This is a genomic window from Cellulomonas sp. URHB0016, assembly GCF_054057935.1.
This window is the reverse complement of sequence record NZ_JBSRZU010000001.1, coordinates 2,914,751-2,937,847: the sequence shown is the minus strand read 5'-3', so window position 1 is coordinate 2,937,847 and position 23,097 is coordinate 2,914,751. Positions and strand designations below refer to the sequence as shown.

At 74.3% G+C, this 23,097-nt stretch carries 13 protein-coding genes; 6 read left to right on the top strand and 7 right to left on the bottom strand.

Annotation, left to right across the window (positions count from 1 at the left end; translation table 11 throughout):
* Positions 1-15 precede the first annotated feature (15 nt).
* Entirely contained in the window at positions 16-2,898 is a 2,883-nt protein-coding gene (locus tag ACVW07_RS13490; protein WP_456819746.1) for a P-loop NTPase fold protein, read from the bottom strand.
* 115 nt (positions 2,899-3,013) lie between these two features.
* Complete coding sequence (locus ACVW07_RS13485; RefSeq protein WP_456819745.1) at positions 3,014-3,445, bottom strand: pentapeptide repeat-containing protein; 432 nt, start codon at positions 3,443-3,445, stop codon at positions 3,014-3,016.
* A gap of 169 nt (positions 3,446-3,614) precedes the next feature.
* On the opposite strand from ACVW07_RS13485, the gene ACVW07_RS13480 reads away from it, so the two are divergent.
* The gene (locus ACVW07_RS13480) at positions 3,615-4,895 is read left to right on the top strand and encodes an NYN domain-containing protein (RefSeq protein ID WP_456819744.1); all 1,281 of its coding nucleotides are present in this window, start codon (positions 3,615-3,617) and stop codon (positions 4,893-4,895) included.
* Positions 4,896-4,945: 50 nt separating this feature from the next.
* On the opposite strand, the gene ACVW07_RS13475 is transcribed toward ACVW07_RS13480, so the two are convergent.
* On the bottom strand, positions 4,946-5,947 hold the full coding sequence (locus ACVW07_RS13475) for a LacI family DNA-binding transcriptional regulator (protein ID WP_456819743.1): 1,002 nt from the start codon (positions 5,945-5,947) through the stop codon (positions 4,946-4,948).
* Positions 5,948-6,113: 166 nt separating this feature from the next.
* Between ACVW07_RS13475 and ACVW07_RS13470 the strand changes: the two genes are divergently transcribed.
* The 5 genes from ACVW07_RS13470 to ACVW07_RS13450 all read left to right on the top strand — a co-directional run bounded on the left by ACVW07_RS13470 (position 6,114) and on the right by ACVW07_RS13450 (position 12,159).
* Positions 6,114-7,469 carry an MFS transporter gene (locus ACVW07_RS13470; protein WP_456819742.1) on the top strand — a complete coding sequence of 452 codons (1,356 nt, stop codon included), beginning with the start codon at positions 6,114-6,116 and terminating at the stop codon, positions 7,467-7,469.
* Complete coding sequence (locus tag ACVW07_RS13465; protein ID WP_456819741.1) at positions 7,469-9,931, top strand: glycoside hydrolase family 3 C-terminal domain-containing protein; 2,463 nt, start codon at positions 7,469-7,471, stop codon at positions 9,929-9,931. Before ACVW07_RS13470 ends, ACVW07_RS13465 begins: the two co-directional genes overlap by 1 nt.
* 187 nt (positions 9,932-10,118) lie before the next feature.
* The gene (locus tag ACVW07_RS13460) at positions 10,119-10,586 is read left to right on the top strand and encodes a hypothetical protein (RefSeq protein ID WP_456819740.1); all 468 of its coding nucleotides are present in this window, start codon (positions 10,119-10,121) and stop codon (positions 10,584-10,586) included.
* A gap of 206 nt (positions 10,587-10,792) precedes the next feature.
* Positions 10,793-11,677 (top strand): hypothetical protein, encoded by an 885-nt coding sequence (locus ACVW07_RS13455; protein WP_456819739.1) that lies wholly within the window; start codon positions 10,793-10,795, stop codon positions 11,675-11,677.
* 35 nt (positions 11,678-11,712) lie between these two features.
* A complete protein-coding gene (locus tag ACVW07_RS13450; protein ID WP_456819738.1) occupies positions 11,713-12,159 on the top strand; it encodes a hypothetical protein in 447 nt (148 codons plus the stop codon).
* A gap of 39 nt (positions 12,160-12,198) precedes the next feature.
* Here ACVW07_RS13450 and ACVW07_RS13445 read toward each other — a convergent pair whose 3' ends face one another.
* From ACVW07_RS13445 to ACVW07_RS13430, 4 genes are all read right to left on the bottom strand, one after another.
* Complete coding sequence (locus ACVW07_RS13445) at positions 12,199-17,013, bottom strand: hypothetical protein (protein ID WP_456819737.1); 4,815 nt, start codon at positions 17,011-17,013, stop codon at positions 12,199-12,201.
* A 143-nt stretch (positions 17,014-17,156) separates the two neighbouring features.
* On the bottom strand, positions 17,157-18,596 hold the full coding sequence (locus ACVW07_RS13440) for a hypothetical protein (protein WP_456819736.1): 1,440 nt from the start codon (positions 18,594-18,596) through the stop codon (positions 17,157-17,159).
* Entirely contained in the window at positions 18,596-19,732 is a 1,137-nt protein-coding gene (locus ACVW07_RS13435; RefSeq protein WP_456819735.1) for a HesA/MoeB/ThiF family protein, read from the bottom strand. The genes ACVW07_RS13440 and ACVW07_RS13435 overlap by 1 nt, the downstream gene beginning before the upstream one ends.
* Before the next feature lie 293 nt (positions 19,733-20,025).
* Positions 20,026-22,899, bottom strand: a complete 2,874-nt coding sequence (locus ACVW07_RS13430; protein ID WP_456819734.1) for a cation-translocating P-type ATPase — start codon at positions 22,897-22,899, stop codon at positions 20,026-20,028.
* Positions 22,900-23,097: the final 198 nt, after the last annotated feature.

Sequence of the window (23,097 nt, the reverse complement as noted above, 5' to 3'; positions counted from 1 at the left end):
GCCGGTCGGCCGCCGTCAGGAACCGGCGGCCTGCCGGACGAGGTCGGCGGTCAGCGGCCCCCACCGGTCGCTCGCGACGACGGCGCGCACGTCCGCGCGGGTGAGGAGGCGCCGGACGTCGGCGGGGAGCTGGTAGGCGGCCTGGGGATCGTCGACGGCCTCGGGGTGGGCCCGCAGGTGCTCGGCGAGCAGCGGCCACCGGACCTCGACGATCGTCCACAGGGCGAGCGGTTCCAGGCGGATCGGCACCCGGTCGTTCAGCCGCAGGAAGTGCAGGATCCCGAAGTGGTTGACGAACAGCTTGATGCTCCGGGGGTTCGAGTCGAGCAGCTCCGCGAACGGCTCGAGCGCGTGGGCGACCCGCTGCTGGAACTCCGGATCGTTGAACGTGCTCCTGACCTGCTCTTCGACGAGCCGGGCGTCGGCGGACGGCAGCCGGTCCAGGTGCTGCGCGACGTCGCCCAGGTCGTCGACGGTGGCCGGGTTCTCGGCTCGTGCCCGCAGCTCCGGACCAGCCGGCCGTGCGGTCTGCTCGACGTCGGCGTCCGCCGGCGCCCTGCCCAGCACCTCCGCGAGGAAGTCGGCGCTCGACGAGGCGGTCGGCGCGCTCAGGCGGACCCGGAGCTGGAACAGCTTCTCCAGGAACAGGTAGCCCAGGGGGCGACCCGGCTGGGCGGTGGCCGAGAACGTCTCGTAGTGCGTGTCGTAGCTCCTGCGGATCCACGCGCCGTCCGCGGCGACGACGAGGCAGATGCGCGGTGACGGCCCCCGCTTCGCCCGGGTGTCGCGCGCCCCGGCAGCCCGTCCCCCGGTCGGGCCGTCGGTCAGCCCGTCCGCCTGCTCGTCGGTCAGCAGGTCCGCCTGCCCGTCGGACAGCCCGTCGGTCGGGCCGTCGAGCACGTCGCGGACCAGCGTCTGCACCGCTTCGAGGAACTCGACCACGTACTCGGCGTCGCAGCGGTCGAGGTCGTCGACGAGGAACACGACCGGCCGCCCGGCGCGCCGGAGGGTGCGGCGGAAGAGCTCGCGGACCTCGTGCATGGGGTCGTCGGCCCGGGCGACGAGGCTGCGGGCGGCCCGTCCGGAGCTGGGTGCGACGTACTGCAGGGCCGCGAACACCGCGCCGACCGCGGCGATGACCACGCCGGACACCTTGAGCCACATCTCGACGTTCTGCTTGTCCGCCCCCAGCACCAGGGCGGCGACGACGAGCCCGAGGGCGAGGACCATGCCGACGATCAGCGAGGACCACCGGGCCCCCACCCGGTCGTACGCGATGCCGACCCGGGCCGTGAACCGCTTGCGGCCTGTCCGCGACCCGACGTGCGCGCGCTGCAGCGCGTTGAGCAACGTCCACCACTGGACGCCGACGCGCTGCTCCCGCCACGCGTTGATCTTGACCACGAGGAACTCGACGGGTGGCTCGTCGGCGTCGCGGTCGCCCGGCGGGGCCGGTGACCTGAGCGCACGTTCCAGGAACACGAACACCGACGACTTCCCGGCACCCCACGGGGCGTCCAGCAGCACGAGCAGGGAGTTGTCGGTGCGGTCGGCCGACCTGGCGAAGCTCCGCATGCGCAGGGCGAGGTGCCGCGCGAGCTGCTTGCGCCGGAGGGTGTCCCTCCGGGCCGGGCCGTCGCCCAGCAGGTCGGTCTCCTCGCGGACGCGTGGGCGCAGCGCCGACCGGTCCTCGATCCTGGACCGAAGACCGGTCCGGTCCGCGTACGCGGAGAGCGCCCGGTCCAGGACCGCCAGCCCGAGGAACGTCAGGCTCTCGTCGACCCGCGCGTGGTGGGAGCTCGCGACGGCGTCGAGGTCGTAGAGGGTGAGGATCTGGTCCAGCCACGTGTCGGTCGGCTGGGTGGAACCGGCGTCCACGTCCAGGGCCTGCGCCGGATCCACCTCGCCCACCACCGTGATCCGGAGCTGCTCGACGATCGCCCCGGCGGTCACCGGCACGGTCGGCCCCAGCCGGGCGCGCGCCGCGAGCACGGCGGGCGTGAACCAGCGCTCCACCTCGGACGGCTCGCCGGGGGGCGCCTCGTCGGTGGGCGGAGGCGGCGCAGGGACCGGAGCGAGCGGTGGTCTTTCTGCAGGCGGCTCAGAGGACGAGGAGGGTGCCCCCGACGACGCGCCGGCGAACGGCTCCGGGAACGGTTCGGAGAACGGTTGGTGGAACGGTTCGGAGAACGCCTCTGAGGAGACCTCGACGAAGGGTTCCGAGAACGTTTCGGTGGGCTCCTCGACGAAGGGTTCCGAGAACGTTTCGGTGGGCTCCTCGACGAAGGGTTCGGAGAACGGTTCGGCGCGCGGCTTGCCCGGCGGTCGAACGGGCGGCCCATCGGACGGGCCGGGCTCAGGGGACCGCTTCCCGACGGACCGCTCCGCCGCGGCCGCGGCCCGGTCCACGTCGAGCCCATGACGTGCGAGGCGACCGGGAAGCCGGCCCTCGTCCGGATGGGCGCGCACGTCGCGGAGGATCGCGAGGACGACGTCCCCGACGTCGATCGGCCGCCGCCCGCGCACGTGCGGCAGGTAGTCGTCGAGGGCACGGTGCAGGTCCTCGTTGAGCGTCGGCAGGGTGGCCCCTGGCGCCACTGCGACGTCGTCGAGCCGGAGCGCGCTCGTGAACGCAGCCGCGTCGAGCCCGCTCGACCGCAGGAGCCGGCGGGTGGAGGGGTCGAGCTGCATGGCGGCCCACAGGGCCGTGGACCGGTTGAGCGACAGGTAGCGGCTCGCGTTCCGGTCGCGCCGTACCGCCTGCGCAGCCGCGCCCGACCGCATGACCTGGTCGAGCTCGGCGGTCGCCTCCCGGCCGTGCGCGTGGAGGAGGGCGCCGATCGTGCCTGCGCCCTGGCCGGCGCCGCCCGGGGCCCTCGGGGATGGTGCCATCGTCATGAGTCGTCCCCCATGGGGAGAAGGAACGGGCGAGGCGCCCGGTGATACGCCGGACGCCCTGAGCGTCGTCCCGGTGCCCCGGGGACGGTCGGGGGCCCGGCCGGTCTGCACGGCCTCAGCCGAGCCGGACGCCAGTGCCCTCCGGGAGGTTCAGCGCCCCCAGACCAGCGTGGTCGAGGCGCGCCTGCCCGAGACGCGTGGGAATCGCGCCGGCCCCGACGCCGACCGCGCCGACTCTGGCGTCGAACAGGTCCGCTCCCCGGAGGTCCGCTCCGGTGAGGTCGCACCCGGCGAACGAGGCGCCCCGCAGCGATGCCCCGCGCAGGTCGGCACCCGACAGGTCGCAGAGCTTGAAATGAGCCCCGTCGAGAGTCGCGTGGCGCAGGTCGGCGCGGGTGAAGCGGCAGCGGTCGAACCACATCGACGTCGGTAGGGCCACGGAGCTCAGCAGCTCTCCGGTGAAGTCGGCGCGCCGGATCGACTGCCCGTAGCGCGCCGCGGCCAGGCGGGCCCTCGCCGTGGGCGGGTTCGTGTGGCGGGTGCTCACGCACGGCAGTATGCGCGGTCGCGGTCGTGGTCGGGGTGATGCTGACGACTTCGGGTCGCCTGGTGGGACGACGTCCTCAGCCGCCCGCCCGTCGGCGGCGCGCCACGACATAGGCCCCGGATCCGGTCCGGTTGCCGCACCCGGCGCCCTGAACCGGGAGGATGGGTCGGTGACCACCACCGACGCCCCGCCGAGCGGCTCCGACCGCCGCTACCGCTGCGCCCTGTTCGTCGACTTCGACAACGTCTACATCGGCCTGCGCCGCCTGGACCCGGACGCGGCCGAGGCCTTCGCGACGGACCCCGGCCACTGGCTGTCCGAGCTGGAGCAGGGCAGCGACCCCGAGGGCGACTTCACGCGCCGGTTCCTCATCCGGGCCTGCTACCTCAACCCGTCGGTGTTCTCGCGGTACCGACCGAACTTCACGCGCGCCGGCTTCCAGGTGGTCGACTGCCCGTCGCTGACCCAGCAGGGCAAGAGCAGCGCCGACATCAACCTGGTGCTCGACGCGGTCGACGCCCTCGCCGCGGACACCCGGTACGAGGAGTTCGTCATCGCGTCCGCCGACGCCGACTTCACGCCGTTGGCCCTGCGCTGCCGCGCCGCCGACCGGCGCGTCACCATCATCACGTCCGGGCCGGCCGCGAGCGCGTACCGGGCCGTGGCGGACACCGTCATCACGGCGGACGACCTCGCCGAGCTGGTCACGTCGTCGGCGCTGAGCGAGGACCTGCAGCCGGTAGAGGTCGTCGCGGCCGAGCCGGCGGTCGTTCCCTCCCCCGCCCTCGCGGCGGACGATGTCGCGACGTCGATCGTCGTCACCTCCCCCGCCCACCGGGCCGTGCTGCAGCGTGTCCGCTCGGCGGACCGACCGCTCCCGCTCGGCGTGGTCGCGCAGGCCGCCCAGAAGGCCGACCCGCACCTGGCGACGACCGGGTGGGGTCCGGGCGGGTTCTTCGCCTGGCTGACCCGGACGGTCCCCGAGGTCGGGGCGTCGTCGCGCCCGCCGGGCTTCGTGTGGGACCCGGCCCGGTTCGGCGAGGCGGACCTGCCGGGCGCGGTCGCGGACACGGACACGACGGCGCTGCAGCAGCAGGTCGTCAAGGTCACCGACACCCCGGGCCTGAGCCAGGCCAACTACCGGGTGCTGCTGGAGTCGTTGGCCGCGGACCTCAAGGCCCACCCGTTCGAGCGGGTGTCCACGTCGAAGCGGGTCCGCAACGCGTGCCAGGAGGCCGGCGCGGCGGTCGGACGGTCGACGGTCGACTACGTCATCTCCTGCGTGCTGTACGGGGGCCTCGAGCTGACGTCGGCGGTGGCTGCGCCCGACCTCGCGGCGGCGTGGGCGGACTACGTGGTCAGCCTGTGCCGGGGGGCCCGGATGGAGCTCAGCCCGGGCGAGGTGGCCGCGATCCGGTCGTGGGTGGGCGGCGGTCTCGTGGACCGCTGAGCCACGGGCGGCGGGCGGGTCGGCCTGGCCGGCCGGCTCACCCGTGGGGGTCAGGCCGACTCGCGCCGGATGAGGTGGATGATGTCCGACCCGGGTCGCCGCGGGGCCGCCCGGCCGGACAGTCCCCGGAGGACGAGCGCCGCGATGTACTCCGCGATGGTGCCCTGTTCGGCGTGCACCGTGGTCAGGGGCGGTGACGCGAACGGCGCGGCGGGGATGTCGTCGACACCGACGACGGCCAGGTCGCCGGGCACCGACACGCCCGCGAGCCGGGTGCCCGCGAGGACGGCGAGCGCGACGTCGTCGTTGTACGCGCACACCCCGGTGACCCCTTCGGCCACCCACGCCCGGACGGCGGCGGCGGCGGAGTCCGCCTCCATGGCGACGGTCCGGACCACCGGGGCGTCGAGGCCGAGCTCGGCGCACGCGGTGCGCACGCCCTCGAGCCGGGGCTCGGCGAAGCCCTTCACGCGCGGGTCGTCCGGGTAGGCGTAGCCGATCAGGCGGTGGCCGGTGGCGGCGAGGTGCTCGGCCTGGACGCGGCCGGTGCGCTGCTGCGGGACGAGGAGGTCGCCCCGCCGGCGGCTCGTGGGGCTGAGCAGCGCGACGGTGACGGCGATCCCGGCCGCGCGCATGGCGTCGAGCTCGGCGTCGTCGAGCTCGTCCCACAGGACGACGGCGGCGGGGCCGAGCGAGCGCCACACCTCGGACACGGGGCGGCCGGCGGCCCGCGGGTGGGCGTACAGGGTCAGGCCCTCGGCGGCCAGGCTGGTGGAGAGGGTCTCCAGGAGGCTGCCCATCGCGGGGCCGATGGGCCAGTCCGGCAGGAGGCAGAGCACCACGTCGGACCGGCCGCTCTGCAGGGCGCGGGCGGTGGCCGACGGGGCGTACCCGAGGCGTCCGACGGCGTCCATGATCCGTTGCCGGGTGGCGTCGGGGATCTTCTGGTGCGGCGTCCCGTTGAGCACGTAGCTCACGGTGGTGCGTGAGACCCCGGCCTCGCGCGCGACGTCCGCGCTGGTCACGCGCTTGGGGCGGTCGTCGACCGACATCTTCACAACCTCCGCGGTCCGGACATCTTGTGCTCCCGGGCATTCTTGTGCGATCTTACTTACACGCGCAAGTGACGCGTGTCAGTGACACGCAAAAGTGAGTGGCTGGAAGCCAACCGCCCTCCCCCACAAGCAGTTGCTCCCCCTCAGAAGACGGAGAACGACCATGCGCCACGACGCGGTCGAGCACATCAACCCGCTCATCGACGAGACCCCCAGCAGCAGCGAGCTGCCGGCGTCCATCGTCACGTCGGGCATCCCGGGCCACGAGCGCCCGGTCCCCCCGTACGCGATCGAGCCGCCCACACAACCCGTCACCACCAAGTTCGTGGTGACGTTCGCCTTCGCCCAGCTCGCGCTCTTCATCGCGCTGCTCGGGCCGGTGACCATCAGCATGGCCATCAAGGTCACGCAGATCGTCGGCGACGCCCAGGCCACCACGGCGCAGGGCCTCATCCTCGGCGTCGGCGCCCTCGCGGCCCTCGTCGCCAACCCGCTGTTCGGGCGGCTGTCCGACCGCACGATGTCCCGGTGGGGCCGTCGCCGCCCCTGGATGGTCGGTGGGTCCCTCGGCCTCGCGGCCTTCCTGTTCGTCATCGCCGTCGGCACCAACGTGCCGACGTTGCTGATCGGCTGGTTCCTCGCACAGCTCGCCGCCAACGCGTGCTTCGCGGCCTACCTCGCCACCATCGCCGACCAGGTCCCCCCGACGCAGACCGCCAAGATCAGCGCGCTGGGCGGCGTCATGCAGAACGTCGGCATCCTCGCCGCCACCTGGCTCGCCGGCATGTTCACGTCCCAGATGATCGCGCTGTTCATGGTCCCCGCCGCGATCGGCGTGGTCGGCATGCTGGCCTACGCGCTGGTGCTCCCCGACAAGCAGCTCCCGAAGCGCCCGCCGGCCATGACGCTCAAGGCCCTGGCGCACACGTTCTGGATCAGCCCTCGCCGCCACCCCGACTTCGCCTGGGCCTGGGTGTCGCGGTTCATGCTCGTCCTCGGCAGCTTCATGTTCTCGACGTTCCGGTTCTTCTGGATGAAGGACCACCTCGGGCTCTCCGACGCCGAGGCGGCGTCCGCGGTGTTCAAGGGCATCCTCATCTACACCCTTGTGCTGGTGGTCGTCGGCCAGGTGGCCGGGTTCGTGTCCGACAGGCTGGCGCGCCGCAAGGTGTTCGTGTTCGCGTCGACCGCCCTGTTCGCGATCGGCCTCGGCCTGCTGACGCAGGTGGGCACCGTCAGCGGCTTCTACGTGGTCGAGGCGATCCTCGGTGCCGCGTACGGCATCTACATGGGCGTCGACCTGGCGCTCGTCATCGGCGTGCTGCCCAACCCGGACGACTCCGCCAAGGACCTCGGCGTGTTCAACATCGCCAACGCCGGCCCCCAGTCGCTCGCACCGTTCCTCGGTGCTCTGCTGATCGGTGGGGCCGCCAAGAACTACGACCTGCTGTACCTCACGGCGGCGGCCCTGACGTTCGTCGGAGCCCTCGCGATCATCCCCGTCAAGAAGGTGAAGTGATGACGACCCAGCCCGCGATCGACCCCACCGTCCTCGTCTCCAAGCTCGACCTCGAGACCAAGGTCCGCCTCCTCACCGGCGCCAGCGCGTTCACCCTGGCGCCGGAGGAGTCGATCGGCCTCGGGGAGGTCAACCTGTCCGACGGCCCGACGGGCGTCCGTGGCCTGAAGTTCAGCGGCGGCCGCCAGGTGGCCCTGTTCCCCAACGCCACGCTGCTCGCCTCCGCGTGGGACGAGGAGACGACCGCCGAGGTGGGCCGCATGCTCGCCGAGGAGGCGATGGCCCAGGACATCCACGTGGTGCTCGGCCCGACCATCAACCTGCACCGCTCGACGCTCGGCGGCCGGCTGTTCGAGGCGTACTCCGAGGACCCGCTGCTCACCGGCAAGCTCGCCGCCTCGTACGTCCGGGGCCTGCAGTCGCTGGCCGTCGGCGCGTGCCTCAAGCACCTCGTCGCCAACGAGTCCGAGACGGCCCGCAACACCATGAACTCCGTGGTGGACGCCAAGACGCTGCGCGAGCTGTACCTGCTGCCGTTCGAGATCGCGACGGCCGAGTCGGACCCGTGGTCGATGATGGCCGCGTACAACGACGTCAACGGCGTCGCCGCCACCGAGCAGGACCACGTGATCAACGAGGTGGTCAAGGGCGAGTGGGGCTACACCGGGCTGATCATGTCGGACTGGTTCGCGACGAAGACCGCCGCGCCGGCCGCCGCGGGTGGGCTCGACCTCGTGATGCCCGGGCCGGACGGGCCGTGGGGGCAGACCCTCGTCGACGCCGTGCGCAACGGTGAGCTCGACGAGTCCGTGGTCGACGAGCACCTGCGCCGGCTGCTGGTCCTGGCGGACCGGGTCGGAGCCCTCGGCGAGCTCCGCGAGCTGCCGGCCGACCTGCCGGCGCCCGACTCCCCCGTCCGCCGCGAGCAGCTGACCCGTCTGGCCGCCTCCGGCATGACGGTGCTGACGAACGACGGCGCCCTGCCGCTGACCCGCGGCACGTCCGTCGCGCTGATCGGCCGGCACGCGCTGGAGACGATCGACATGGGCGGCGGCTCGGCGCAGGTCAACCCGCCGTACCAGGTCAGCGTCGCCGAGGGCCTCACCGCCCTGCTGGGCGACGCGGTGCAGGTCGTCGACGGCGTCGAGGTGCGGACGCGCCCCGTGCCCGCCCGGCCGGGCTTCGTGGTCGACCCGTCCACCGGGAACCCCGGGGTGCACGTCACGCTCCTCGCCGCCGACGGCTCGGTGCTCGACGAGCGGCACGACGCCCCGCCGACCGTGATGGTCGGGTTCGACGACGACTTCACCGAGCCGGTCGCCACCGTGCGGTTCCGGGCGCAGGTCGCCGCCGAGGGTCCCGTGGAGCTCGGCGTGATCGGCGTCGGCGCGTGGGACGTGCGGGTCGGCGACACGGTCCGCTCGTTCGAGCTGCGCTCGTCGGGCGGGTTCGCCGAGGAGATGCTCGCGCCGCCGGTCGAGACGGGCACGGTGGAGGTGGCCGCCGGGGACATCGTGGACGGCTCCGCGATGCTGCGACCGCCGACGTCGACGGAGGTCGTCGAGGGCGCCGCCGCGATCGAGGCCGCGGCCAACCCGCTCGCCGGGGTCGGCCTGTTCGGGATCGTCGCCCGCCCGGCCCCGCGCTCGGTCGACGAGGTCGTGGCCGAGGCCGCCGCTGCGGCGGCGGACGCGGACGTCGCCGTGGTCGTCGTCGGGCTCACCGAGGAGCAGGAGACCGAGTCCGTCGACAAGTCGACCCTCGCCCTGCCCGGCGCCCAGGACGCGCTGGTCAGCGCCGTCGCGGCCGCCGCCCGGCGGACCGTCGTCGTGGTGAACGCCGCGACCCCGGTGCTCATGCCGTGGCTCGACGAGGTCGACGCCGTCCTGTGGGCCGGGCTGCCCGGCCAGGAAGGCGGTCACGCGGTCGCCGCCGCGCTGCTCGGCGACCTCGAGCCCGCCGGCCGTCTGGTCACCACGTTCCCGGCCGCCGACGGCGCCGCACCCGCCTGGTCAGTGACGCCCGTGGACGGCGACGTCGAGTACGCCGAGGGCACGTTCATCGGCTACCGCGGCCACTGGGCCGGGACCGCCCCGGCACCGGCGTTCTGGATGGGTCACGGGCTCGGGTACGCCACCTGGGACTACACCGACGCGGCCGTGTCGCAGGACGGCACGTCGCCCGAGGTGTCCGTGACGGTGACCAACACCGGCGAGCGGGACTCGCGCGAGGTCGTCCAGGTGTACCTGGAGCCGTCGTCGTCCGACGAGCCCGTGCGGCTGGTCGGCTGGGCGGCGGTGCCGGTGGCCGCCGGCGCGTCGGCCCGCGTGCGGGTGCAGACGGACGACCGGCTGTGGCGGGCCTGGGACACGGGGTCGGGCACGTGGACCCGGATCGCGGACGGTGGCCGGCTGCTGGTCGCCCGCGGGCTGGGCGACGTGCGGGTCACGCTCCCGCTGTGACCTGAGGCTCGACCCCGGGACCGGGCCCCGGCGCCACCACGGCGTCGGGGCCCGGTTCCGCCTCCGGCACCGGGTCGGCGACGTCCGGGCAGGTCGGCGCACGTTCCTTGCGCGTCGCGGTGCGCGCCACTACGTTCGCGTCGTCCGGAGCGGGTGGGCCGGGCGCCACGCATCAGGGGGTTCGACGGTGAGCGGAAGCGGCCTGTCCGAGGACGAGCGGCGCGCGACGGTGCGGATGCTGGTCGAGTCGGCACCGGAGGGCGTGGACGTCCACAGGCTCCTCGGCGGCTCGCTGGCGGGCGCGGAGAGCGCCGACCGGCCGGACGTGCCCGTCTGGGAGTACGCCGAGCACGTCGCGACCCACCCCGACCTCACGCTCGACGACCTGGCGTCCCTGCGCTTCCCGTTCCGCAACGCACACGGCGACACCGCCCTGACCTCGCTCGACGAGCTCGTGGCGGCGGGGCCCGTCCCCGGTGCGGTGCATCCGACGCGCCACGACGTCGTCGACCTCTACGGCGCCCTGCACGCCGCCGGCCTGCTCCGGTGGGACGCCGAGACCCGCACGGTCGTCCAGGTGGAGGCGGCCCCGGCCGACGTGGCCGCCGTCGTCCGGGCCTGGCGCGACCGCGTCACGGGAGCCACCGGCCGCTGAACGCCGCCGGGCCGCGAGACAGCCGGCCGTTTCGCCCACGTCCGCAGCGAATCGTCGGTATCGTCGGCGACCGGTCGACGGCTGCGCTGGTCCTACCGGCAGTGCCTGCACAGGTGGCGCTGAGCCTCTCCGAGTGCTCGTCGTGGGTCATGGCTGTCCGCAGCCCCGTGTCCGTCGCAGGTCCTCCGCTCCATGGTGGGAATCAGATGAGATCCGTCCGTCCTGTCGCAGCCGCCGCCGTCCTCGCGGTGACGACCGGCCTCGCGCTGCTCGGCGCCTCGTCCGCGCACGCTGACACCGCGCCGACCATCTCCATCGCGCCGTCCACCGTGAACGCCGGCGGGGTCGTCGTCGTCTCGGGCACCGGGTGGGGGGACCTGACGGGTGCGCCCCCGCTCGCGAGCTTCTCCGTCACGGACCAGGGCGCCGGGTACACGATCACCAAGGGAACCTTCGCCGCCACCGCGGGCCCGTGGACGCAGAGCATCACGATCCCGATGTACATCGAGCCTCCCGACCCGGAGATCCACGAGCCTGGTGGGGACTACGACCTGTGCGTGTGGCTCGAGAAGGCCGGCTCGCGACAGAGCGGTGGGTGCGCCACCGTCACAGTGATCCCTGCCCCGCAGCGACCCATCCCGAGCATCCCCGTGTACCGGTTCTGGAGCCCGACCTTCTCCAACGCCCACTTCTTCACGACGAACGCCGACGAGGTGGCGCACGTCCGCGCGACCGACCCGAACTGGAGCTACGAGGGTCTTGCGTTCCACGCCGTCCCCCTCGGTGACAAGGGGTGCAGCTTCGGTTCAGCGGTGTACCGGTTCTACTCGGCGGTGGTCCAGGAGCACTTCTACACGCAGGACTGGGAGGAGAAGGAGCACATCATCGCGACGGACCCCACCTGGCACTACGAGGGCGTCGCCTACTGTGCGCTGTTCCACCAGGTCGACGGGTCGGTCCCGCTCTACCGCTTCTGGTCGCCGGGGTTCGGCAAGCACTTCTTCACGGCGAACCAGGCAGAGGCCGACCACATCCGGGCCGTCGACCCGCGATGGAGCTACGAGGGCATCGCGTACTACGTGCTGCCGTAGTCGCGCGGAGCTCCCAGCCGACCAGAGGACACCCGATGTCGAGCACGTCCGCGTCAACGGCAGCGCCGCGTTCGCACCGACGGCGGGTGGGGGCGGCCGCGACGATCGCCTCGATCGCGGTCTACGTCGCTGCGGGCCGGCTCGTCGGGTCCGACGACCCGGCGGCCGTCGCCGTGCTGCTGTGCGGCGTGCTGAGCATCGCCGCGGTCGTCGGCGCTGCGTCCGGCCTCGCTGTCGCGACCGCACGGCCCGAGGGTGCGGCGAGCCCGCCGGACGCAGCACCGGGCGGCCGCGGCGCGGGACGCGCAGGTGCCGCCACGCTGGTCGTCGGGGTCGCGCTCGCGGCGGCCTACTGGGTGCTCCGGGCGCTCGGCGTCGCCGACCTCGGCGCTCCCGCGAACATCGGCGGGGGCATGGTCCAGCTCGTGACCTATGCCGTGACCGCGGTCGGGGCATTCGTGTTCGTCGCTGCCCGACGCTGAGGGCATCGCCCGTCTCCCGGGTCGCCCGTGCACACGGGATCACCTGCGCTGCTTCTTCTCCGTTCCGCCGAGAAGGGGGTCGCCGGGCCGCTTGGCCACGGGGGCGTTGGCGGTGTTGTACCCGTACAGGTAGCCGCCGTGCTGGTGGACGGGCGCCGGCACGCCGTTCCGCTTGTCGGTCTCGCCCGCCGCGTAGTCGCCCCAGCCCTTGCTGAACACGACCCGCGCCGGCTGGTCGGGCTGCGCCGCGTGCCCGGCGGCGACCCCGGCCGCGTACTCGCGGAAGCCGCGCGCGGTGACGCGGCCTGCGGGGGCCGCTCCCTGCAGCTGGGCGAGGCCGGCGCGCGCGTGCGCCCGACCGGCCCGGAAGTGGTGGAAGGCGGTGTCGGCGGCGGCGTGCCCGCCGGGCGCGTTCACGCTGCCGACCGCATGGGCCTCGCCCGACCAGTAGTCGCCGGCGCCCTCCGCCCCGGCCGTCGTGGCGGGGGGCGGCGTGCCGGCCGCGTTCCCGACGGCGTGCACGACGCCGGCCTGGTAGTCGGTGACGCCCTGGGCGGCTGCGGTCGAGGCGGTCGCGACGGCGGCAGCGTGCGGCTGGGCCCGGGCGGCGTCGACACCGTTCCAGTAGTCCGTCACGGCGGCGTCGCCCGCGGCGCCACCGACCGCCTGGCGACGGGGCGCGGTCCGTGCCGCGGCGAGCGCGTTGCCGTACGCGTCGAACGCGGCGCGGTCCACCAGCCGGCCCGGCGGCGTGGCCAGGTCGCGGCGGGCCGCGTCCAGCCCTGCCGTGTAGCCGGCGTGGCCCGTGCTGCGGACCGCCTCCTCCGGTGTCGTCGCCGGGGCGTCCGGCAGCCCGGAGTGCGCCCGCGCCCCACCCTGCGCGTGCAGGTAGCCCGAGACGAAGCCGCCGTCGGTCCGGTCGGTCGCCGCGTCGACCTGCTCCTGGCCACGGGCCATGCCGTCGGCGCAGTCCTGCCAGCCACGGGCTCGCGCGCTGCGTGCCACGTCGGCAACGGCACCCGACTTCCTGTCCTCGACGCCGGCCCGGTAGTCGGCGAAACCGACCGCGGCACCGCCGCCTGCCGGGGCCGCGCCGGTCAGGCGGGCGAGGGTGGCGCTCGCCGCGTCGGCGCCGGCCCGGTAGTCCGCGTAGCCGGCGGACCCGGCCGAGCTCGCGCCGCCGTACGGGGCGCCCCAGACGGCGGCCTGGCCGCGGTCCACGCCCTGCCAGTACTCGGTCCAGCCGGCGGTCGTCGCCACGTTGTCCGCGCCGGGCGGGGCCGACCTCAGCCCGGCCCGCGCCCGCGCGATGCCTGCGACGAACTCGTCGAACCCGAGCCGCGCACCCGGTTCCGGCGGCGGGGTCGCGTCGCGGTCGGCGCGGGCGGCGGTGATCCCGTCGCCGTAGTGGCCGTGGCCCGCGGCGGTGAGCTGGTCCTCGACCGTCGCGGTGGTCGCGGGTGCGGAGCCGCCACCGCGCGCCGCCGCCGCACCCTGTCCGTACAGGTGCCCGCTCGTGAACCCGCCCTCGGTCCGGGCCGACGCCGAACCTGCCTGCCCCGCCGCGACACCCGCGATGGCGTCCGCCCAACCGGTCGCGTGCGCGGACCGGGTGGCGTCGGCGGGGCGGCCGCCGACGCCGTGCTCGACCCCCTGGCGGTAGTCCTCGAAGCCCTCGCCGCGGCCGCCACCCGCCGGTGCGGCGCCGGTCATCGACGGCAGGTCGGTCCGCGCCAGCACGGCCCCGGACCGGTAGTCGGCGTGACCTGCCGCCGCTGCCGAGCTCGTGCCCGCGTACGGCGTACCCCACGCCGACGTCCGGCCGGCGTCGACCCCGCGCCAGTACTCGGCCCACCCGGCGGCGCTCGCGTCGCTGCTCGCCGGCGCCGGACCGGTGCGGACGCCGGCCTGCGCCTGCGACAGCCCCGACACGAACTCGTCGAACCCTCGCGCGGCCGCGGTGCGGGTCGGCTTCGAAGCGTTCCGGTCCGCCCTCGCCGCGTCGACGCCGCTGCGGTAGTCGGCGTGCCCGACGCCGGTGAGTGCGTCCTCGACGACCCCGCCGCCGGTCGGCGCCACGTGGCCGGCACGGGCCGCCACGGCGCCGTGCGCGTACAGGTACCCGCTGGCGTAGCCGCCGTCCGTGCGGCTCGGCTTCGTCCCGGTGTCGGCCTCCGCCATCCCGTCGCCGGAGTCCTGCCAGCCGCGTGCCTGGCCGGTCCGCTTCGGGTCCGTGGCCGCGCCGGCCTTGCGGTCCTCGACGCCGTCGCGGTAGTCGGCGAACCCGAGCGCCGCCCCGCCGCCGACGGGCGGTGCGCCCGCGAGCGCCGCCAGGCTCGCCCGGGCGCCCTCGACACCGCTGCGGTAGTCCTCGTGGCCCGCGGACTCGGCCGAGCTCGACCCCGCGTAGGGTCCCGACGGCCCGGTGCGGGCCAGGTCGGCGCCGCGCCAGTACTCGGTCCACCCGGCGGTCGTCGCCTCGCTCCCGGTCGGGGCGGGGCCGGCGGGAACGCCCGCCTGGGCCTTGGTGATCCCGGTGAGGAACTCGCCGAACCCGAGCGCGGCACCGCGGTCTGCGGGCTTCGCCGACTTCCGGTCCGTCCGGGCCGCCGCGAGACCCTTGCGGTAGTCGCCGTGCCCGGTCGCACCGACCGCCTCCTCGGTGGACGCGCCGGTCGGGGCGGCGCCTCCGGCACGGGCGAGCGCGGCGCCCTTGCCGTACAGGTGACCGCTGGTGAACCCGCCCTCGGCCCGCGACGGGGCCTTCGCCGCGTCGCCCTCGGTGAACCCCTCCGAGGCGTCGGTCCACCCGCGCGTGTGCGCGGGGCGTGCGACGTCGGCGGGCTGGCCGCCGATGGCGGCCTCCACGCCCTGCTTGTAGTCGGTGAACCCCTCGGCGGCGCCGCCACCGGCGGGCGGTGCCGCAGTCAGCGTCGCGAGGCTCTTCGCCGCCTGCGCCGTGCCCTCGCGGTACTCGGTGAAGGCAGCCGCGGCGGGGGCGTCCTTGCCCGTGTACACGACGGGCGGTGCGGACTTGCGGGCGAGGTCGACGCCCTGCCAGTAGGTCGTCCACACCGCTGTCTGGACGAGCGTGGGCGTGGCGACCACGCCGGTCCTCGGGTTGGCGCGCGCGAACGTCATCGTCCCGAGCGCGTCGGTGTGCGCCGCCAGGCCGGCCTGCACGGTCGGGGCGGCGACGGCGAGGTTGGCGACCACCTTCTCGGCGGCGTCCCAGTAGGCGTCGTGCGCCTCCTTCTGGGCGAGGTTGTTGACCGGGGGCGTGCCCTTCGCCGACTTCTGCGCGTGCTCGATGCCCGCCCAGTAGTCGTCGTGGCCCGCCTTCTGGGCGGCCTTCGCGGCGGGCGGGCTGGCCTTCGCGTGGGTCCGCGCGTGCTTGACGCCCTCCCAGTACTCGGCGTGGCCCGCGATCTCCGCCCGGTTCGTCACGGGTGGCGCGGCGAGGAGCGCCGTCCTGCCCTTCGCGACGCCCGCCCACAGCTCGGTGTGGCCCGCGATCTCGGCAGCCCAGTTCGTCGGCGGGGTCGCCAGGGGGTTCTTCTTGCCGTGCACGATGCCGTCGTCGAAGTCCTTGTAGCCGAGGAGATAGCCCCGGCCGAACCGGGTCGTCGACTTCGGACCTGCCCGGGACCCGGTGACGCCCTCTCCGTAGTGCTGGTGCCCGAGCAGGTACACGGCGTTCCCCCCGGGATCCGTCGGGTTGCCGGCGCGCGCGTCGTCGTTGCCGCGCCACCGCTCCGCCAGGATGAACGTGCGCGCCGGGTTCGGCGGTGCGTTGGCGGCCCCGCCGGGAGGGAGCACACCGGTCCACACCCCCCGGTGGGTCTGCTTGAAGTTCTCGTGGTGCTGCCAGGAGCGGTTGGGGATCGCCGGGAACTCCAGGGCGCGGGTCGCGGGTTTCGTCGCCGACATCGGGCTCGGGATCGCGAGGCTGAGGGTCCCGCTGATCCCGGCCGGCTTGAGGACGGGGGCCGCGTTGGTGTGCGCGGTCGCGTCGACGAGCTCGTCCCAGTCCGCGAACAGCGACGACGCGTAGGTGAAGGTCGCCGCGGCCGGTGCGATGCCTGCGGCCGTCGCGACGCCCAGGTTGGCGGCGCCGAGCCGTTTGCGCAGCCGCGGCCCCGAGTCCGTGCTGTACCCGATGGTGACGCGGTACCGGAACCAGCTGCCCGCGGCGGCGGCCTTGACCCACTCCTCGATGCCGTTGCTGTGGTCGACGTTGGTGGGGACCTTCGGGAACGCGGTGAGGTTCTCGTCGGCATGGGCGGTGCCGGACCTCGCGGGGCCTCCGAGGTTGTCGTTCAGCAGGTGTCCCTGGACGTACGAGACGCCGGTCACGGTCTTGAAGAGGCGCATGTAGTCGTACGGCCGGAACCCGGGAGCCGCCCCGGTCTTCTGGCCGTACGTGAAGTGGGGGCCGACGATCGCGTCCACGCCGGTCCCCTGGCCTGTGTTCGGCTCGACGGGAGTCCAGGTCCTGTCGTTGACGTACGAGCGCTGCACGGCGGCGACCGGCGCGGCGGCAGCGGCCGGCGCCGGGCTGAACGCCTCGCCGAGCGCGCCGGTCAGGGCGGGCACGGCGACTGGCCCGGTTGTCACCGGGGCGGTCACGACCGCCGGCTGGGTCACGGGCGCCGCCCGCGCGAGCAGCCCCACCACCGCACGGTTCCCGGCGGAGCGCTGCAGACCGACGAGCCGGGTGGCGGCCGGCCCCGGCAGGGAGGGCCGTGGCGGTGCACCATGCGCGACGACCGGGGGTGTGCGCACGGACGCGCGGACGCCGTCGGCGCGCGAGGACGGCTCCTGCGCCCCGCGGGACGCTGCCCCTGGCCCCATGCTGCTCATCGTCACCCCGGCCGACGACGCCCGGAAGGTGCGCTCGCGCAGCGTCGGCGGCCCTTTCGGGCACGCCACCGGACTGCGGGTCGCGGTGACGACCGGCTGCGCCGCCGGCCGCCACCGCTGGACGGCGGTCGCGGTCAGGCGGTCCGAGCCCGCTGGGCGCGCCGGCGGGCGGCGAGGTCCCGACCGGCGACGACGGCGGTGAGGAGCCGCGGCGACAGCAGCAGGACGCCGAGCACGAGCGCCTCGTAGAACGTCCACGTCGTCGGTCCGGCGGCCACCAGCGAGTCCCGCATCCACGACAGCAGGTGCCACGTCGACGGCAGGAACAGCACCACGAAGAACCAGGTGGCCAGGAGCAGGCCGGCCACGTGCACGAACCGGTACCAGCGGGCCACCGCCAGGTCCCGCGCGGGGCTCGACGCCAGGGCCGCACGCTCGTCGGGCGTGAGCCGCCAGAACGTGCGCCGCAGCAGGAGCCGGGTGGTGCGCTGCAGGTGCGTGCAGCCGAGCAGGGCCGTCATGACGGCGTACACGTCGCTCCGCAGGAACACGAAGAACTGGGCGACGATCGCGGACAGCTCGACGAGCGCGATCGCGGCCCACAGCCGGTCCGGGCCGAGACCGGCCAGACGCAGCGCCAGGACGGCCGCGAGCACGATCGCGTCGAACGCCATCCCCGCCACGAGCGGACCGACCCGGCGGCGCGGCGGCAGCGCCCACAGGCCGGTCAGGTTCGTCTCGAACGTGAGGAAGTACAGGCGCCGCGTGATGCGCAGGCGGGCGGGCACACCGAGCGCCGCCGCACCCATCACGTGCGCGAGCTCGTGCACGCCCGCCAGCAGGTACGTGATCACCGTCAGGGCGGCGAGGCTCTCGGCGGGGGTGCGCAGGAAGAACACGTCGAGCGCGCGGGGCCGCACCTGCGGAGCAGCGACGAGCATGACGACGACCGCGACGGCGCAGGCGGCGGCCACGGCGGCGCCTGCGGGCGAGAAGAGCCAGCGGGCACGGGCGCGCGGGGCGACGACGAAGCCGCGCGGCGGGTGGACGGCGGTCCCGCCCGTCCTGCCGGTGGTCGTGCCGTCAGTCGTGCCGCCGGTCGTGCCGTCCGTCGGTGCGTCGTCGACCGCGGCGACGAAGCCGAGCCGGACCAGGCTCCGGGCGAACCCGAGCACGTCCACCGGGTCGGCGGCGTCCGTCGGGGTCACCGCACGCTCGACCTCGTCGACCGTGAAGCCGGCCTGCAGCAGCTCGAGGGCCTGCGCGCCGACGGCCGGGATCGCGACGAACCGGCCGGTGTCCGCCCGGCCCACGACCACCCGGTCGGCCTGCGCGGTGCGGGTCAGCGGTTGCAGACGCAGGACGGACGACGCGCGGACCTCCGGACCGGTGAGCGCTGCGGCGGAGGCGGTCCCGTCGGCGGGACGCGTGGTGTCGGTGGCGCTGGCGGGACGCATGGCGGCCGTCCCGTCGGCGGGACGCGCGGCGGCGGAGGCGGTCGCGGCGGCGGAGCGCGCTCCCTCGGCGGCGGCGGCCGCGACGGCGGTACGCGCTCCCTCGGCGACGGCGGTCATCACGCGGCCGTGGCCGCGAGCGCCCGGCGGGCCGGCGCGGTGGCGCACACGGGGCAGCCCGGGTCGGCGGGCCACGCGTCGCTCGACGTGCGGCCGTCGCCCGCGAAGTCGACGAGCTGGTACCGGCCGAGCGCCACGGGCGGGGTCAGCCCGGTGAGGAACCGCATGGCCTCCATCGCCACGAGCCCGCCCAGCACGCTCGTCACCGGCCCGATGGCCCGGTTGACCCGGTCCTGCACGAGGACGCGTGGCCGGTCGACGACCTCCCGGTCGATCCCGTCGGCGAGGCGGTCCCGGTGCCGTTCGAGGCACTCGCGGCACGCGCTGCGGCCGGGGTCGACGGACCAGTAGAGGCCCTGGGTGTAGGCGAGGCCACCACGGACGAACGGGACGCCGGCGGCGACGCATGCCTGGTTGACCCAGCGGTCCACCTCGTCGGGCTCGTCGATCGCGGAGACCACGAGGTCGGGCAGGGCGGAGAGCGCCGAGCCGCGGAGCAGCGCGGTGACGTCGTCCGGCGACTCGACGCGGCGGCGGACCGCCTCGACGCGCAGGGTCGGGTCGAACGCCGTCAGCCACTGGGCGACGCGCTCGGCCTTCGGCGACCCGACCTCCGCCTCGGTGTACGTGAACTGCCGCGCGAAGTTGCGCAGCTCCACCCGGTCCTGGTCGACGACCGTGACGGCGCCGACGCCGAGCCCGGCGAGGTTCATGAGGACGGCGGACCCAAGCCCCCCGGCGCCGAGGACCAGCACGTGAGCCGCGCGCAGCCGGTGCTGCGGCTGCTCCCGCGGCGTCGACAGGGTGGTGAACGCGTCGAAGAACGCGAGGTTGCTGAAGTACCGCTCGCGGTCGTGCGCGTCGAACGCCGTGGGGGCGGACGCGTCCTCCAACCAGCCGAGGCGGTCGAGCTGGGCGAGCACGGCGGAGACGTCCTGGTCGGTGGTCGCGGGCCACCGCTCACGCAGCAGCGCCGCGAGCGCCGGGACGTCGCGGGTGCCGTCGCGCAGCAGCGTGAGGAGCGCGAGGACCTGGCCGTCGGGGTCGGCGACCCGGGTGCGGACCTTCGGGTCGAGGCTGACGATCAGCTCGCCGTCACTGGCGAGGCAGTTGAGCGACTTGAGTCGGGGCAGCATGGTGCGGATCCTCAGGACGGTGCCGGCGGGAACGTGAGGAGCCGGCCCGGTCGTGGTGACCGGGCCGGCTCACGGGCGGGCTCAGGCGCCGCCTGCGTCGGGGTCGAGGTGGATCCGCGTAGCGGTGATCTCCTCGACGTCCATGATCTCGATCGTCATCTTCGTTGCACCTCCCCCTGGTTCCTTGCCGTTCTGCGTCGCTCTCGCGGCGACAACACCGGATCAGGAACGGGAGGGTGCCAGGCTGATACGGACGGTGGCGGTCTTCACCCGCCGCGCAGCAGAACCGCAGGTCAGACGGGGGTCGTGCCCACGGGGACCACGGGTGTCGGTGCCGTCGTGGCACCGCGTGCCTCCGGCGCGACCACGACGGCGGGCTCGCTGCTGCGGGCCCGGACCGGGCTCACCGCCTCCTGCGGCGTGAGCACGGACGAGGTGCGCAACCGGCGGCGCATGAACCACTTGTCGACCTCGGCCACCACGGGGAGCAGCAGGGCCAGCAGGAGAGCGACGGCCCACTGGTCGCCGGTCAGCTCCTGCGTGGTCAGCCAGTCCTGGAGGAAGTCCAGCTCGGTCGCGAGCCACATGAGCAGCGCCGGGATCGCGAGCACCTTGACGGCGGACAGCAGCGGCGGCAGCAGGCCGGACTCGGGCTCGCGGCGCAGCACCAGGCCGGAGAACGTGCTGCCCAGCCCCATCACCACGAACGCCATGGTCATCGACGCCGACGGGGAGTCCGCCGACGGCTCGTCGGGGCCGGCGACCAGCGGGATGAGCGTGGCGAGCATCAGGATGCCGCCGTACAGCAGCCACCGGCTGAGCGCGCGACCGTTGCTGATCCCGACCTTCGGGTCGCGCGGCGGCCGGTTCATGATCTCCGGACCCACCGGGTCGAGCATGATCGCGATGACGGGCGCCACACAGACGAAGAAGTTGAGGAACAGCACCATCATCGGCGTCATCGCGACGCCGTCGTTGAGGTCGGCGATGCTCGCGATGAGGAACAGGGACACGAGCCCGATGAGCTGGCTCATCTGGAACCGGATGTACGCGGTGATCTTCTGGTAGATGCTGCGGCCGAGCTCGACGGCGTGCACGAGGGTCGAGAAGTTGTCGTCCGTCAGGACGAGGCGGGCCGCCTGCTTGGTGACCTCGCTGCCGGACCCCATCGCGACCCCGATGTCGGCCTGCTTGATGGCGGCGGCGTCGTTGACGGCGTCCCCGGTCATCGCCACGACGAGGCCCTGTCGCTGCATGAGCTGCACGAGGCGCAGCTTGTCCTCGGGGGTCACGCGGCCGAACACGTGCAGGTGCGGGAGCCGCTCCAGGAGCTCGTCGTCGGTGAGCCGCGCGAGCTCGGCACCGTTGATGGCCCCGGTCGGCAGGCCGAGGTCGCCACCGATGGCGGCGGCGGTGACGGCGTGGTCACCGGTGATCATCCGCACCACGATGCCGGCCTTGTGGGCGATCTCCACGGCGACCTTCGCGGTCGGTCGCAGCGGGTCGACGATGCCGACCATGCCGACGAACACGAGGTCCTCGACGTACGACATGGGGTCCGCCACGAGCGGTCCCTCGTCCGCGGGCGTCAGGATCCGCACGGCGAAGGCGAGCGTGCGCAGCCCGCTCCTCGCCAGCCGCTCCTGCTCCTCGTCGATGTCCGCCCGGAGCTGCTCGATGCCCACGAACTCGCCGGGAGCCGCGAGGGCCCGGGTGCAGCGGGCCAGCACCACGTCGGGCCCGCCCTTGACGACCTCGACGAGCGAGTGCTCGCCGCGCCACGGCATCCAGTGCGCGGTCGCCATGAACTTGTACGCGGAGTCGAACGGCACCACGGCGACGCGCGGGTACGTGCGGCGGCTCTCCACCGCGTCGACCCCGAGCTTCGCGGCCAGCACCACGAGGGCGGCCTCCGTGGGGTCGCCGACCACGTCGCCCGTGTCGGAGACGGTCGCGTCGCTGGCCAGGCACAGCCCGTACGCGAGCGGTGTCAGGTCGGGGACCTCGGCGCCGGCCGCCGCGAGGATGCGACCGGTCTTGGCGTACCCGGCACCCTCCACCGTGTAGTGCCGGCCGCCCAGGTACAGCGCCGTGACCGTCATCTCGTTGAGCGTCAGCGTGCCGGTCTTGTCGGAGTTGATGGAGCTCGTGGCCCCGAGCGTCTCGACGTCGCTGAGGTTCGCGACGATGGCCTTCGCCGCGGCGAGCTGCTTCGCGCCGTACGCGAGCATCGCCTGCACGAACGTCGGCAGACCCGTCGGGATCGCGGATATCGCCACGGCGGTCGCGAGGAACAGCAGGTCGCCGATCGAGTCGCCGCGTGCCAGGCCGATGACGACGATGAGCGCCACAGCGGACCACGCGATGGCCCCGAGCACCTTGGTCAGGCTGTCGAGCTCGCGCTGCAGCGGCGACTTCGTCTTCTCGACGGACGACAGCAGCGTCGCGATGTGGCCGATCTGCGTCGACATCCCCGTCGAGGTGACCAGCAGCGTGCCGGTGCCGCGCGTGACGGCGGTGTTCTGGAAGGCCATGTTGTCCCGGTCGCCCAGCGGCACGTCCTCGTCCGCGAGCGGCTCGGTCGCCTTGCCGATCGGCGCGCTCTCCCCGGTGAGGGCCGCCTCCTGGGTCTCCATGGTCGCCGTCCGCACGAGCCGGCCGTCGGCGGGCACGATGTCCCCCGCCTCGAGCGCGACCACGTCGCCCGGCACGAGGTCGTGCGCGGGGATCATCGCGAGGACGCCGTCCCGCACCACGCGGCTGGTCGGCTCCTGCATCGTCGCGAGCGCGTCGACGCTCTTGCGCGCCTGCATCTCCTGCCGGGTGCCGATGACCACGTTGACGAGCACGAGGAAGGCGACGATCGCGGCCGTCGACCCCTGGCCGATCGCGACGCTCACCACGGCGACCGCGATGAGCATGAGGTTCATCGGGTCGGCGAGCTGGGTCAGCAGCACCGCCCAGACCGACGGCGGCGCCTGCGCGGTCAGGGTGTTGGGCCCGTACTGCCGCTGCCTCTTGCCCACCTCTCCGCCGGTCAGACCCGTCTCGGGGTTGGTCCCGAGCGCACGTGCGACCTCGACGGAGGACAGCGCCCACCACCGGGTGTCGTTCGCGGGCGCACCGGGCGGCGGAGCTGGGACGACCTGCGACGGCGACTGAGCCACGGAATACCCCCACACGTCGGCCCGGGATCTTCCGGGCTGTGGCGCCTTGTCCTGCTCGTCACCGTAGCAACGCCCCCGAAGGGCGCCTCACCCGGGGCGGGTGACCCGGGCCCGTCCGGGCCCAGTGCCGGCCCGTGCCGGTGTATCTCCCGACGGGACGACGACTCCTCCTCATGTCCGACGCCGCCGCGTGCGGCC

Excerpts from the sequence above, each read along its gene's own strand:
- ACVW07_RS13455 (WP_456819739.1), top strand. The coding sequence starts at position 10,793 with ATGAGATCCGTCCGTCCTGTCGCAGCCGCCGCCGTCCTCGCGGTGACG.
- ACVW07_RS13440 (WP_456819736.1), bottom strand. The coding sequence starts at position 18,596 with ATGACCGCCGTCGCCGAGGGAGCGCGTACCGCCGTCGCGGCCGCCGCC.
- ACVW07_RS13475 (WP_456819743.1), bottom strand. The coding sequence starts at position 5,947 with ATGTCGGTCGACGACCGCCCCAAGCGCGTGACCAGCGCGGACGTCGCG.
- ACVW07_RS13445 (WP_456819737.1), bottom strand. The coding sequence starts at position 17,013 with ATGGGGCCAGGGGCAGCGTCCCGCGGGGCGCAGGAGCCGTCCTCGCGC.
- ACVW07_RS13450 (WP_456819738.1), top strand. The coding sequence starts at position 11,713 with ATGTCGAGCACGTCCGCGTCAACGGCAGCGCCGCGTTCGCACCGACGG.
- ACVW07_RS13470 (WP_456819742.1), top strand. The coding sequence starts at position 6,114 with ATGCGCCACGACGCGGTCGAGCACATCAACCCGCTCATCGACGAGACC.
- ACVW07_RS13465 (WP_456819741.1), top strand. The coding sequence starts at position 7,469 with ATGACGACCCAGCCCGCGATCGACCCCACCGTCCTCGTCTCCAAGCTC.
- ACVW07_RS13490 (WP_456819746.1), bottom strand. The coding sequence starts at position 2,898 with ATGACGATGGCACCATCCCCGAGGGCCCCGGGCGGCGCCGGCCAGGGC.
- ACVW07_RS13435 (WP_456819735.1), bottom strand. The coding sequence starts at position 19,732 with ATGCTGCCCCGACTCAAGTCGCTCAACTGCCTCGCCAGTGACGGCGAG.